The sequence below is a fragment of the Streptomyces sp. NPDC096013 genome, from assembly GCF_044763565.1.
GTDB lineage: Bacteria > Actinomycetota > Actinomycetes > Streptomycetales > Streptomycetaceae > Streptomyces.
In genome coordinates this window covers 376,809-389,353 of sequence record NZ_JBIWGK010000007.1, presented here as the reverse complement: position 1 = coordinate 389,353, position 12,545 = coordinate 376,809, and the positions used below count along the sequence as shown (strand labels likewise).

11 protein-coding genes are annotated in these 12,545 nt (G+C 72.4%); 5 read left to right on the top strand and 6 right to left on the bottom strand.

The window, feature by feature from the left end; translation table 11 throughout:
- Positions 1–69: 69 nt before the first annotated feature.
- A complete protein-coding gene (locus tag ACIRB1_RS25290; protein WP_352184447.1) occupies positions 70–1,854 on the bottom strand; it encodes a glycoside hydrolase family 3 protein in 1,785 nt (594 codons plus the stop codon).
- A gap of 420 nt (positions 1,855–2,274) precedes the next feature.
- On the opposite strand from ACIRB1_RS25290, the gene aroA reads away from it, so the two are divergent.
- Positions 2,275–3,582 carry a 3-phosphoshikimate 1-carboxyvinyltransferase gene (gene aroA / locus ACIRB1_RS25285; RefSeq protein ID WP_403467065.1) on the top strand — a complete coding sequence of 436 codons (1,308 nt, stop codon included), beginning with the start codon at positions 2,275–2,277 and terminating at the stop codon, positions 3,580–3,582.
- 108 nt (positions 3,583–3,690) lie between these two features.
- Positions 3,691–4,278, top strand: coding sequence for an alpha/beta hydrolase (locus ACIRB1_RS25280; protein ID WP_352184449.1), 588 nt, complete (start codon positions 3,691–3,693; stop codon positions 4,276–4,278).
- A 41-nt stretch (positions 4,279–4,319) separates the two neighbouring features.
- On the opposite strand, the gene ACIRB1_RS25275 is transcribed toward ACIRB1_RS25280, so the two are convergent.
- From ACIRB1_RS25275 to ACIRB1_RS25265, 3 genes are all read right to left on the bottom strand, one after another.
- Positions 4,320–5,567: an MFS transporter gene (locus tag ACIRB1_RS25275; RefSeq protein ID WP_352184450.1), complete on the bottom strand. Its 1,248-nt coding sequence runs from the start codon at positions 5,565–5,567 to the stop codon at positions 4,320–4,322.
- A gap of 191 nt (positions 5,568–5,758) precedes the next feature.
- Positions 5,759–6,559, bottom strand: a complete 801-nt coding sequence (locus ACIRB1_RS25270) for a sugar phosphate isomerase/epimerase family protein (protein WP_352184451.1) — start codon at positions 6,557–6,559, stop codon at positions 5,759–5,761.
- Between the two features lie 27 nt (positions 6,560–6,586).
- Complete coding sequence (locus ACIRB1_RS25265; protein ID WP_403467064.1) at positions 6,587–7,522, bottom strand: GNAT family N-acetyltransferase; 936 nt, start codon at positions 7,520–7,522, stop codon at positions 6,587–6,589.
- A 111-nt stretch (positions 7,523–7,633) separates the two neighbouring features.
- Here ACIRB1_RS25265 and ACIRB1_RS25260 point away from each other — a divergent pair, with 111 nt between their 5' ends.
- Together ACIRB1_RS25260 and ACIRB1_RS25255 are read left to right on the top strand one after the other, a co-directional pair.
- Positions 7,634–8,191, top strand: a complete 558-nt coding sequence (locus ACIRB1_RS25260; RefSeq protein WP_403467063.1) for a GNAT family N-acetyltransferase — start codon at positions 7,634–7,636, stop codon at positions 8,189–8,191.
- Positions 8,192–8,245: 54 nt separating this feature from the next.
- Complete coding sequence (locus tag ACIRB1_RS25255; RefSeq protein ID WP_403467062.1) at positions 8,246–8,914, top strand: Type 1 glutamine amidotransferase-like domain-containing protein; 669 nt, start codon at positions 8,246–8,248, stop codon at positions 8,912–8,914.
- Positions 8,915–8,948: 34 nt separating this feature from the next.
- Here the strand turns inward: ACIRB1_RS25255 and ACIRB1_RS25250 are convergent, their stop codons facing one another.
- Together ACIRB1_RS25250 and ACIRB1_RS25245 are read right to left on the bottom strand one after the other, a co-directional pair.
- Complete coding sequence (locus tag ACIRB1_RS25250) at positions 8,949–9,980, bottom strand: NAD-dependent epimerase/dehydratase family protein (protein WP_403467061.1); 1,032 nt, start codon at positions 9,978–9,980, stop codon at positions 8,949–8,951.
- A 42-nt stretch (positions 9,981–10,022) separates the two neighbouring features.
- The gene (locus ACIRB1_RS25245) at positions 10,023–11,327 is read right to left on the bottom strand and encodes an MFS transporter (RefSeq protein ID WP_403467060.1); all 1,305 of its coding nucleotides are present in this window, start codon (positions 11,325–11,327) and stop codon (positions 10,023–10,025) included.
- Between the two features lie 55 nt (positions 11,328–11,382).
- Here ACIRB1_RS25245 and ACIRB1_RS25240 point away from each other — a divergent pair, with 55 nt between their 5' ends.
- Positions 11,383–12,153, top strand: a complete 771-nt coding sequence (locus ACIRB1_RS25240) for an AraC family transcriptional regulator (RefSeq protein ID WP_403467059.1) — start codon at positions 11,383–11,385, stop codon at positions 12,151–12,153.
- The last annotated feature ends 392 nt before the right edge of the window (positions 12,154–12,545 follow it).

The following is a 12,545-nucleotide window of genomic DNA, read 5'->3' as shown; positions in this document are numbered from 1 at the left end:
GGGCGCACGCCAGACGTGCGGGGGTCTTTGGGCCAGTCGGCGGGGGTGGGGCGGGTGGGGAACGTACCCCTAGTACGACAGCCCGTGCCCCACGGGATACAGCACCTGCGCCGGATCGTCCGCGCGCTGCACCGGCACCGGGAGCTTCCCGCGCGGCCGGACCCGGCCCGCGATCACCCGTGCCGCCGCCCGGAGTTCGACGTCGGTCCAGGAATAGGACGCCAAGTAGGCCGTAACCGAAGGCAGTTGGGCAACATCGTAGGGGTTGCGGACGGCGAGGGCCACGACCGGCCGCCCGGTGGCGACGAGTTGCTCGACGAGCGTCTGCTGGGGGCTGCCCGCCGTGACGTTGTACGTCGCCACCACCACCGCGTCCGCCTCACGCGCCGCGGCGACGGCCGCCGCGACGGTCGCGGCGGAGGGAGCGGTACCGGTGGACCGGGCGGTCGCCGTGAACCCCAGCTCGCCGAGGGCCGCCGCGAGGACACCGGTGGGCGGACCCGTGGTGCCGGAGGGGGAGGCCGGATCGGCGCCGACCACCAGGACCTTCCCGTGTCTGTGACGGGACAGCGGCAGCAGCCCCTCCTCGTTGACCAGCAGGGTGGTGGTCCGCTCGGCGATCCGGTCGGCGGCGGCGAGATGGGACCGGGTCCCGACCGTGCGGCTCACGCCCGCCCGGCTGACGTAGGCGTCCTTGAACAGGCCCAGCTTGGCCTTCAGCCGCAGCACCCGCAGGATCGACTCGTCGAGCCGCGCCTCCGTCAGCTCCCCGTCCTGCACCGCCTTCAGGACGGCGTTCCAGGCGACGTCCAGGGACGGCGGGTTGAGGAGCTGGTCCACCCCGGCCTTGAGCGCGAGCACCGGCACCCTGTCGTCCCCGTACTTCTGGCGCACCCCCTCCATGCCCAGCGAGTCGGTGATCACGACGCCGTCGTAGCCGAGTTCGCCGCGCAGGATGCCGGTGAGGATCGGGTGGGAGAGGGTGGCCGGGTCGCCGGAGTCGTCGAGCGCCGGGACCATGATGTGGGCGGTCATGATCGAGTCGATGCCCGCCTTCACGGCCGCGCGGAAGGGCACGGCGTCGAGCGCCTCCCACACCTCCCGGCTGTGGGTGATGACGGGGAACCCGAAGTGGCTGTCCACGGCGGTGTCCCCGTGCCCCGGGAAGTGCTTGGCGGTGGCGGCCACCCGGCTGCCCTGGTACCCCTTCACCTCGGCGGCCACGAGGCCGGCCACCGCGTCCGGGTCGGCGCCGAAGGACCGTACGCCGATGACCGGGTTGGCCGGGTTGACGTTCACGTCGGCGTCGGGGGAGTAGTCCTGGTTGACGCCCATCGCGCGCAGTTCGGCGCCCGAGATCCGGCCCAGGGTGCGGGCGTCCTCGCGGGAGCCGCCGGCGCCGATCGCCATCGCGCCCGGGAAGAGGGTCGCGGGGGCGCCGATGCGGCAGACGATGCCGTGTTCCTGGTCGGTGGCGACCAGTACGGGCAGTCCTCGGGGTTGGCTCAGGGAGGCCTTCTGGATGCCGTTCGAGAGGTCGGCGATCTGGTGCGGGTCGCGGGTGTTGTGCGCCCAGGTGAAGTAGATGATGCCGCCGACGCGGTACTTGGCGATCAGCTCGGCGGCCGTGCGGACGCCGATCTCGCTCAGGTTGGCGTCGATGTCGGCCTGGTCGGGGGCGGTGGCGGAGTGGCCGTAGACCCGCATCACGAACAGCTGGCCGACCTTCTCGGGCAGCGTCATGCGGGAGATCAGCGAGCGGAGTCTCGTGTCGTCGGCGTGGGCGGTGCCGCCGATCGCGAGGGACGCGGTGACGCCCATGGTCGCGGCGAGAACGGTACGTCTGGAGGGCACGTGCGCTCCTTCCGGAGATGATCCGGTGAAGGAAACTTCCAAGATTTCACGAATATCCGGGAAGTTTCCGCCAGTCAAGGGAGCGCGCAGCAAATCGGCGGAGGGGCCGCCATCGGCGCAGTTGGAGGGGGGCGCGCCGATGACGGCAAGCTGTCGGCCGCGGCACGGAGGAGAGGGTTGGTCAGCGTTCGCAGCCAGCAGCGAGGCCGACGCCGTACCGCGGAGACTCGTCCGGCAGCATGCGTCTTGGACGAAGCGGCAGCGGTCCGGGTTCCCCGGTCCGCCCCGATTCCCGGAAGTTGGTGAACCCGTGCACAACGGGACGGATGCGGTCACGCACAGGAACCGGCGGGCGAACACCCGCGGTCCATCCCGTGGACGTCCCGGCGGGACGGACGGCCGCCGTCCGATCATGAGGGCATGCCCGTAGTCGACATCCCCGGTTCCAAGTCCATCACCGCCCGCGCGCTGTTCCTGGCGGCGGCCGCCGACGGGGTGACCACCCTCCGGCGCCCGCTCCGTTCGGACGACACCGAGGGTTTCGCCGAGGGCCTGACCCGGCTCGGCTACCGCGTGGGCCGGACCCCGGACGTCTGGCAGATCGACGGCCGTCCGGACGGCCCGGCGGTCGCGGTGGCGGACGTGTACTGCCGGGACGGAGCGACGACCGCCCGCTTCCTGCCCACCCTCGCGGCGGCCGGCCACGGCAGCTTCCGCTTCGACGCCTCCCCGCAGATGCGCCGCCGCCCGCTCCTTCCGCTGACCCGGGCCCTGCGCGACCTGGGCGTCGACCTGCGGCACGAGGAGGCGGAGGGCCACCATCCGCTGCGCATCGAGGCGGCGGGTGTGGAGGGCGGCGAGGTGGTGCTCGACGCGGGCCAGTCCTCCCAGTACCTGACGGCCCTGCTCCTGCTCGGCCCCCTGACCAGGAAGGGTCTCCGTGTCAGGGTCACGGACCTGGTCTCCGCGCCCTACGTCGAGATCACGATCGCGATGATACGGGCGTTCGGGGCGGAGGTCCACACGGAGGGCTCCGTCTACGTCGTCCCTCCCGGGGGCTACCGGGCCACCACCTACGCGATCGAACCGGACGCGTCCACCGCGAGCTACTTCTTCGCGGCGGCGGCGCTGACGGGCGGCGAGGTGACGGTCCCGGGCCTCGGCACGGGCGCGCTCCAGGGCGACCTGGGCTTCGTCGACGTACTGCGGCGGATGGGCGCGGAGGTGGAGACGGACGCGCGGGGCACCCGGGTGCGGGGGACGGGCGAGCTGCGCGGCCTCACGGTCACCATGCGGGACATCTCGGACACCATGCCGACGCTGGCGGCGATCGCGCCCTTCGCCTCCGGGCCGGTCCGTATCGAGGACGTCGGGAACACCCGGGTGAAGGAGTGCGACCGGCTGGAGGCCTGTGCGGAGAACCTCCGGCGGTTGGGGGTGGAGGTGCAGACGGGGCCCGACTGGATCGAGATCCGGCCGGGGGCGGGGGCGGGGGCGGGGGCAGGGGGCGGTGCCGGCACAGGTGCTGGTGTGCGGGCCGGTGCGGGGGCTTCGGGTCTCGCGGGCACGGAGATCAAGTCCTACGGCGACCACCGCGTCGTCATGTCCTTCGCGGTCGCCGGGCTGCGGGCGCCGGGGATGTCGTTCGACGACCCGGGGTGTGTGCGGAAGACGTTCCCCGGGTTCCATGAGGCGTTCGAGGTGCTGCGGGGGCAGTTGCCGGGATGAGGGGCGGGGGCGAACAGGGATACCGGGGGAACAGGGATACAGGGGCGAACAGGGGTGCCTACGCGCTCAGTTGGACCGATCGGCCGCTGATCGGAAACCATCGCCCTCATGAACTCCTACCTCATCCTGCACGGTTGGCAGAACCACCGCCCGAAGGACCACTGGCAGCACTGGCTGGCCGACCGGCTCGGCGACCTCGGCCACCACGTCGTCTACCCCCAGCTGCCCGACCCCGACGCCCCCGACCTGGACGTCTGGCTGGGTGAACTCGCCCGCTGTCTCGACGAGTTGAACAACAGCGGGGGCGCCGAGCGGGTCGTCCTCGGGCACAGCGCGTCGGCGCTGCTCTGGCTGCACGCGGTGGCCCGAGGGCAGGTCCGGGGCGACGAGGCGGACCGGGTGCTGCTGGTCGGACCGCCCTCGCGTGCCGTGGTCGCCCAGTATCCGGAGGTCGCCGGATTCGCCCCGCCCGCCGCCGACTTCACCCTCCCGGGAGACGTCCGCCTCGTCGCCGGTGACGACGACCCGCACTGTCCGGAGAACGCCCGCGTCGCGTACGGCGATCCGTTCGGCCTGCCCACCGAACTCATCCCGGGGGCGGGCCACTTGGACCTGGTCGCCGGGTACGGGGCGTGGCCTGCGGTGCTGGACTGGTGCCTGGACGGGACGACGCGGCTGGTGGCTCGGCCGGCGTAGGCGGATGTGTCGGCGGGTCGGGCAGGGGCGGCTCGCACGGCTCACGAGGCGTCCGGTGCGGCCCGCGCCCCGGCGCGCAGTTCGGGGGTGGAGGCCCCCACGCCCAGCACCGCGAGCACGCACAGCACCCCGCCGCTGACCAGGGCCGTCGCACCGGAGGTCCAGCCGGCCACCAGCCCGCCCCGGAGGTTGCCGAGGTTGGGCCCGGCCTGGCCGACGATCTGTTCGGCGGCGGAGACGCGGCCCAGCAGGGCGTCCGGGGTGTGGGTCTGCACGATCGTGCTGCGGGAGATCACGGACAGGGAGTCCGCGGCACCGGCCAGCGCGAGGCAGGCCAGACCCGTCCACGGGTTCGTCATCAGGCCGAAGACCGCCAGCGCCACGCCCCAGGTACCCGCGCCGAGCAGCATCACCGGCCCGGGACGGCCCAGCCGGGTCACCGCGCCGGAGAACACGGACGCCGTGATCCCGCCGACCGAGATCGCCGAGAGGAACAGGCCCAGCGTGCGCGGATCGCCCCCGAAACGCTCGGAGTTGATCAGCGGGAACAGGCTCGTCGGCATCGCCAGGACGGTCGCCGCGAGGTCGATGAGCAGCGCGCCGCGCACCGCCCGGTGGCCGGCCACGAAACGCAGCCCGTCCAGCACCCCGTGCAGTCCGCCCCGCGACGGCTCGCCCTCGGGCGGCAGCGCGGGCAGGCCGAAAGCGCCGTAGAAGCCGAGGGCGAAGGTGAGGGCGTCGACCAGGTAGCAGGTGCCGATGCCCGCCCAGCCGATCAGCAGGCCGCCGAGCGCGGGGCCGACGAGCATCATGGTCGTGAAGGACACCCTGTTGAGCGCCAGGCCCGCCGCCACCTGCTCCTTCGGCAGCAGCCGGGGTATGAACACGCCCGACGCCGGGCCGCCCACCGCCCCGAAGCACGACTGCGCGGCGACCAGCGCGAGCACACCGGGCACCGGGACGCGACCGGTGAACCCCTGCACGGCGAGGAGCAGCGAACAGGCCGCCTGCGCGACGGTGTTGAAGAGGAAGATGCGCCGCCGGTCACCCCGGTCCACCCACGACCCGGCGAACACCCCCACGACCACCGTCGGCACCGCGTTCGCCAGCCCGACCGCGCCCGTCCAGACCGTGCTGTGGGTCATGTCCCAGATTTGGTACATGACGGTCACCAGGGTCATGAACCCCCCGAGCACGGACACCGTCCGCCCGACCAGCAGCCGCCGGAACACCGGAGACGTCCGCAACGGCCGGACGTCGATCAACGTCCGGCCGAGACCGGGACTCATGAGGACACGGGCACGGCAGCGCGCGGGGCGGCGGGTTGTCGGGGCACCGGGGGACCCTATAGCGCGGCTCCGGAACCGGGCGAACTGTTTTCCACGGTTGTGCCCGCGGCTCTGCTACGACCGTGCCCGCAGCTCTGCTACGACCGTGCCCGCGGGTCCGCTACGACCGTGCCCGCAGAGTCTCTACGGGTTCACGCCGAGTCGTTGAGCAGCCGGGACAGATGATCGTGCCCCGCGCCCAGCAGTCCGGCCAGCGGTGCGGCGGCCTCGTACCAGCGCTTCTCGTACTCCCAGCACAGCCAGCCGTCCCACCCGTGGCGGGACAGCACCTCGACGCACTCGGCGAGCGGCAGGGCCCCCGCGCCGAGCGGCAGCGGGGTGGTGTCGTCGGCCGAGGCGATGTCCTTGACCTGCACATATCCGAGGTAGGGGCCGAGCGCGGCGACCGTCTCCGAGGGCTGTTCGCCGCCCAGCCAGGTGTGCATCACGTCCCACAGGGCGCCGACCTGCCGATGCCCGACGCGACCGAGGACGCGCAGGGCGTCCGCGCCGGTGCGATGGGAGTCGTGGGTCTCCAGGAGTACCCGTACGCCGAGGTCGGCGCCCCATTCCGCCGCCGTGCCGAGCCGTCGCGCGGCCGTGGCGTCGGCCTCCTCGACGGACTGGTCGGTGCCGCCGCCGGGAAAGACGCGGATGAAGGGCGCGCCCACGTCCCTTGCCAGTTCGAGCAGTTCACGGATCTCGCCGAGTACGGCGTCGTCGTCGCCCGGCGCGGCCACGCGTGCGTACCCGGCGAGGCCCAGGACTTCGACCCCGGCGGACTTGAACTCGGCGACCACGTCGGCCCGTTGGGCGGCGTCGATACCGGGGTGCACGGGCTCCTCGGGGTGCGCGCGCAGTTCGACGCCGTGGTAGCCGTGGGTGACGGCGAGGTCCAGGACGTCGGTCACGGGGAGGCCGGGGACACCGAGGGTGGAGAAGGCGAGCTTCATGCCACGGACCCTACTCGTCACCGCTCACTACTGCCGCTGGAGCAGATCGAGCCGCCAGTCCTGGCCGACGAGATCCTGGCCGAAGGAGCGGTGCGGCTTCTCGGCGGTGAGCACGAAACCGTGCCGCTGGTAGATACGGCGGGCGGCGCCGAGGATGTCGTTCGTCCACAGCACGAGGTCGCGATAGCCGACCCCGCGCGCGAACTCGATTACCGCGCCCACCAGTTGGTCCCCGATCCGCAGCCCCCGCGCGTCCGGCTCGACGAGCAGCAGCCGTAGCCGGGCGGTCCCCGGCGCGTCGTCCCGCACGCACATCACGCACCCCACCGCCCGCCCGTCCAGCTCGGCGATCCACACCCGCTCCAGATGCGGATCGTGGTCCTCGGCGAAATCGGCGACGATCCGCGCCACGAGCCCTTCGTAGTCGGCGTTGAAGTCGTACTCGGCGGCATACAGCGCCGCGTTCCGCTGCACGATCCAGCCCAGGTCACCGGGCCCGGGCTCACGCAGCACGACGTCCTCGGGCCGCGGCCGGCGCCTGTTCGACGCCGACAGCAGGGTCCGTACGGTACGCAGCGCCTCGGCGAGCCGGGGCCGGTCGGCGTCCGGCACGGTCGCGAGCAGCGCCCCCACGGACTCGTCCGCCCGCTCGGCCAGCAGGTCGGCCGTCTCCCGCCCGCGCGCGGTGAGCGTCACCTGCCGCCGCCGCGGATCGCGCCGCGAGGGCGCCCGCTCGATCAGCCCGTCCTGCTCGAACCGGTTCAGAATCCGGCTCAAATACCCGGCGTCCAGGGAGAGTTCGCTGCGGAGATCGGCGGCGTCCGTGCGCGGGGAGCGCGCGAGTTCGTACAGGACGCGGGACTCGGTGAGGGTGAACGGGGCGTAGAGGTGGCGGCTGTAGTCGAGGGCGCCGATGACGTTCGTGTAGAAGCGGTTGAAGGCGCGGATGTCCTGCACGGTCATGATCAGTCCCCGGTGCTCGCTCAGGGTAGTTGACTCAGTCAGAGATCTGGTGGTTCCGACGGTAGTACCAGGGCGGCGGAATTGCCATGGGCCTGCGATAGGTTGCCCGCCATGACCGGACTCGGCCCCCTCTCCTGGCCCCCCGCCCCGATACGCACCGACCGCCTCGTACTCCGCGAGTCCGAGTCACGCGACCGTGCGGCGTTCATCGAGCTGCACGCATCGCCGCAGGTGGGGACGTACGTCGGCGGCCCGCGCCCCCGCGACGAGCTGGAGCGCACGATGTCCGGTACGCCCGGCCGCCGCCCCGGCCACTTCGTGGTCGAACGCGACGGAGCGATGATCGGCACCGTCGAGCTGAACCGGCGCGGATCGGAGTACCGCAGCCAAGTGCGCCCCGACGCGGGGGAGCCCGAACTCGGCTACCTCTTCCTGCCGGAGGCATGGGGGCAGGGCTACGCCGCCGAGGCGTGCGGGGCGGTGCTGGCCTGGTTCGCCGCCGCGCTCCCCGGGGAACCGGTGGTCCTCTGCACCCAGACCGCCAACACCCGCTCGATGCGCCTCGCGGCGAAACTGGGCTTCACCGAGGTGGGGCGGTACGAGGCATGGGGCGCCGAGCAGTGGTTCGGCGAGTGGGCCTCGGAGGACCGGCGACCGAGTGCCGGGTGAGTGGCGCGTTCAGGGTGCGTTGCGCGGGTCCGGCGGCCGTGCTTGGCTCGCCCGATGAACCTTCTGCTGACGGCGAGCGGCCTGCGCAACGACACCCTGCGCGGCGCCCTGCGGGACATGCTGGGAAAGCCGTTCAGGTCGGCGAACGTCGTGTACGTCCCCACGGCATCCGTCGCCGAGCCCGGTGACCACGGGTGGTTCGTCGCGGACCTGAACCGGCTGCACGGCCTCGGCTGGCGCGAGTTCGACGTCCTCGAACTGAACGGCCTGCCCAGGCAGTTGGTGCTCGACCGGCTGCTCAACGCCGATGTCGTCTACGTCGAGGGCGGCAACCATTACCACCTCGCCCGCAGCATCACCGGCAACGGCCTGGCCGACGGTTTCCTCGAAGCGCTGCGGAACCGGATCTACGTAGGGGTCAGCGCGGGATCGATGGTCTTCAGCCGCCATCTCACCGGCCACTCCGCCGACGTCATCGGGGACACCGCCGACCTCCACGTGCTCGACGCGACGACCGTGGAGCCCCCGTTCGGCCTCTTCGACTGGTACCTCAAGCCGCACCTGTACTCCCCGGACTTCCCCGAACGGGACGACGCCTGGGCCGACCGCATCGTCGAGCGGGCGGACTTCCCGATCTACTTCATCGACGACGACACGGCCATCCGCGTCAGGGACGGCAAGGTGGACGTCATCTCCGAGGGCCGGTGGCGCTTCCATCCGTGAGGCTCCCGCCCCTCACCGTCACCCGCCCGCACCATCACCCGCCGATCCGCCGCCTCGCGAGAAACGCGTCCTCGGCCGCGTAGTCGAAGTACCCCACGAAGTAGTCGGCGTCGGACGGGGGCCGGCCCTCGCGTGCCGCGTCCACCAGCCAGTCCAGTGCGGGCGCGATCGTGGCCGCGTAGGTGCCGACGGGCCGGTGACCGAGTGCCGTGGCGGCGGAGGTGTCGAGGACGATCGGGTGCGGGGAGTCCCAGGGCGTACTGCCGAGACCCGCCGGTGCCGTGTCGTCCAGCAGGACCTCCTCCCACTCATGACCCAGATGCCCGGCGATGGTCCGGCAGATCTCCAGGGCGCTGGGCGCGTCCGGATCGGCGGAGTTGAGGACGCGGGTGCCGGGCCGGTGGGCGACGGTCTCGATGAGCGCGGCGAGATTCGCCGCGGCGGTGGTGTGGACGCCCCCGGCCCCTCGCCGGGCCAGCAGCAGGGCCGTACGCCCGTCCAACACCCGCTTCACGACAGCCCATTCACGCGCCGGGGACGCCCCGACCCCGTGCATCCGCGACGCCCGCAGCACGCTGACGGGCAACCCGCTCTCCAGCACGACCTGTTCGGCGGCGACTTTGTTCGCGCCGTACCCCTCGCGCGAGCGGTGGTCGATGGCGGTCGTCGGTGCGAGCGTCGGCTGGGCCTCGGTGATCGGCGTGGCGAAGTGCGGCGGGACATCCGAGTTGACGTGGTTGCCCTGCGCGTCGACGTACACAGCGCGACTCGATATCACCACGGTGGAAACGGAGTCGGCGGCGAGCGGCAGCAACGACCGGGCGTCGGCGGCGGTGAAGCAGAGACAGTCGACGAGCAGATCGGCACCGGCGCCGAGAGCGGCCCGCACCTGCGCCTGGTCGGCACGTTCCGCCGCGATGAACTTCGCTCCGGCGGAGGTGAGTTCGGCCGGCATCCGCGCGGGGTCCCGTCCGACGAGGTCCACCTGCCACCCGCGCCCCAGCAACCGCAGCGCGGTCGCCCGTCCGACGAGGCCGGTTCCGCCGAGGACGAGGGCACGAGGCATGAGGGGATCGTAAGCCAGTGCCGGGCAAGGGCATTGGTGTGCCTACGGCGGTGAGGACGCCGGCAGGGCGGCGGCGACGTCGTAGTGCCAGAACGGGCGGACCAGCAGCGCGCCCGCGATGACGACGACCACGCACAGCAGCGCACTGCCCGTCCACGCGAGGCCGAGGCCCGTGCTGGAGGCCATGGCGCCGGCGCGGAGGTCGCCGAGACGGGGGCCGCCCGCGACGACGACGGTGAAGACACCCTGGAGCCGGCCGCGCAGGGCGTCGGGGGCGTAGGTCTGGAGGATGGTCTGACGGTAGACGGCGCTGACCAGGTCGGCCGCTCCGGCCGCCGCCAACAGGGCTACGGCGGGAAGGAGTTGGTGGACCGTACCCGCGAGGGCGACCGCCGTGGCCCAGGCGACGACGGCGATGGCGAGCGCCCTGCCCTGGCGCCGCACGCGTCCGATCCAGCCGCTGAACAGGCCCGCCGCGACCGAGCCGATCGCGATGGCCGAGTACAGCAGCCCGACTCCGCCGCCGAACCGTGTCTGCGCCGCCTGCGGGAACAGCGCGGTCGGCATGGCCAGGGTCATCGCCGCGATGTCGACCGCGAAGGACATCCAGAGCACCGGGGCGCTGGCGATGAACCGCAGCCCGTCGAGCACCGAGCGCAGCCCGCCCGTGGGGGCGGCTCCCTCGTCGATCGGCTTGACCGAGGGGAGGCGCAGGGCGGAGCAGAGGAGGAGGGAGAACAGCACGGCGTCCGCGCCGTACGCCCAGCTGTAGCCGTTCGGGAGGGAGATCAGGACGCCCGCGACGAGCGGTCCGGCGACCTGTCCGATGGTGCCGGCGGTGAAGTACAGCGTGTTCGCGGCGGGCACGAGCGGGGTCGGCACGATACGCGGGATGATCGCGCCCCGGGCCGCGGACGACACCGCGAAGGCGCCGGCCTGCACGGCGACCAGGCCGAGGATGAGCGGCACGGAACGCACGTCGGCGACCGCCTGGAACAGCAGGGCGAGCGTGACGACCCAGGTCAGACAGGCCGAGGCGAGGTACAGCGTACGGCGGTCGAACCGGTCGGCGACGGCACCGCCGTACAGCCCGAAGACCACGAGCGGTACGAGGCCGGCGACGCCCGTCAGCCCCACGAACAGTGACGACCGGGACAGCCCGTACACCTGCACCGGGATGGTGACGTCGGTGACCATCGTCCCGACGTAGGCCGCGCTCTGGCCCATCAACAGACGGCGGAACACGGGGTGTTGGAGCGGTCGGGTGTCGAGCGCGACACCGCGCATCGTGTCCGCGAGGCGGGTCTTCAGTGCGGGTGGGGCGGGAGCGGGGGGTGTCGGGGGCATGGTCCTCACGCTGGCAGGGCGGCCGGGTGGGGCGCTTCCGTTATTCTGCCGACGTATGTCGGAAAACGGTCAGGCGGATGCGGTGGACGGGGCGGCGGCGGAACCCCGGGACACCACGCACGCGCACCTCGCGGGTGATGTCATCGGCCGTCATCAGCACGGCTACCACCAACTGCTCTACGTCAGTGCCGGTGTGCTGGCGGTGCAGACGGGCGAGGCGTCCTGGGTGGCGTCCAGCGCGCGTGCCATCTGGCTGCCCGCGGGTGTCTGGCACCAGCACCGGGTGCACGGACACAGTTCCGTGCACACCATCGGCTTCGCCGCCCATGACGTACTGCTGGACTCCGTGACGCCGGTCGTGGTGGCCGTGGACGCCCTGGTGCGCGAACTGATCATCGCGTGCAGCGAACCGGATCTTCCGCGGCAGGAGTCACGCCGCCTGCGCGCGGTCCTGCGGGACCGGCTCCGCCGCGCCCTGGTGGAACCGCTGACGCTGCCCACGCCCACCAACCCCCTTCTCCAGCAGGCATGTTCACTGGTCACGGCCGACCTACGACAGCCTCGCACCGCCACCTGGCTGGCCCGCCGCATCGGCGTGAGCGAACGCACCCTGGCCCGGTTGTTCCGAACCGAGTTCGGCATGACGTATCCGCAGTGGCGGACCAACGTGCGCGTCTTCCACGCCATGGTCCTCCTGGCGGAGGGGGCGACGGTCAGCGAGACGGGGCATCAGTGCGGCTGGGCCACGACCAGTGCCTTCATCGACACGTTCAGCCGCACGATGGGCCAGACGCCGGGCACGTATCGGATCGGGTCCGGCGGATAGGCGTGTGAAGGTCGGGCCGCCCGCTTCTTGGCAGTGTCGGGCTTCCGCGGCCCGAGTAAAGGGCGCTCCGCTGCGCTGCGCGTCGGCTGCGCCGATGGCCCTGCGGGCCACCCTTGACTAGGGCCGCTCCAGCCCGTTTCAGAAGCGAGCGAGCGGCCCGAAGGAACGGGTCCCAGGGAGAGGACCCGTCACGGCGATTCCCCAGCTGACCGGCGGAGAGGACGCCCCCGCGCCCCGCCAGCACGCCGTGCCGGTTCAGCGGCCAACGGCGAGTGGGGGCGCGTCGACAGGGTGGCGGCACGCCGTGCCGGTTCAGCGGCCAACGGCGAGTGGGGGCGCGTCGACAGGGTGGCGGCACGCCGTGCCGGTTCAGCGGCCAACGGCGAGTGGGG

Coding starts and splice junctions, on each gene's coding strand:
- ACIRB1_RS25280 (WP_352184449.1), top strand. CDS start 3,691: ATGAACTCCTACCTCATCCTGCACGGTTGGCAGAACCACCGCCCGAAG.
- ACIRB1_RS25245 (WP_403467060.1), bottom strand. CDS start 11,327: ATGCCCCCGACACCCCCCGCTCCCGCCCCACCCGCACTGAAGACCCGC.
- ACIRB1_RS25255 (WP_403467062.1), top strand. CDS start 8,246: ATGAACCTTCTGCTGACGGCGAGCGGCCTGCGCAACGACACCCTGCGC.
- ACIRB1_RS25250 (WP_403467061.1), bottom strand. CDS start 9,980: ATGCCTCGTGCCCTCGTCCTCGGCGGAACCGGCCTCGTCGGACGGGCG.
- ACIRB1_RS25270 (WP_352184451.1), bottom strand. CDS start 6,559: ATGAAGCTCGCCTTCTCCACCCTCGGTGTCCCCGGCCTCCCCGTGACC.
- ACIRB1_RS25260 (WP_403467063.1), top strand. CDS start 7,634: ATGACCGGACTCGGCCCCCTCTCCTGGCCCCCCGCCCCGATACGCACC.
- ACIRB1_RS25265 (WP_403467064.1), bottom strand. CDS start 7,522: ATGACCGTGCAGGACATCCGCGCCTTCAACCGCTTCTACACGAACGTC.
- ACIRB1_RS25240 (WP_403467059.1), top strand. CDS start 11,383: ATGTCGGAAAACGGTCAGGCGGATGCGGTGGACGGGGCGGCGGCGGAA.
- ACIRB1_RS25275 (WP_352184450.1), bottom strand. CDS start 5,567: ATGAGTCCCGGTCTCGGCCGGACGTTGATCGACGTCCGGCCGTTGCGG.
- aroA (WP_403467065.1), top strand. CDS start 2,275: ATGCCCGTAGTCGACATCCCCGGTTCCAAGTCCATCACCGCCCGCGCG.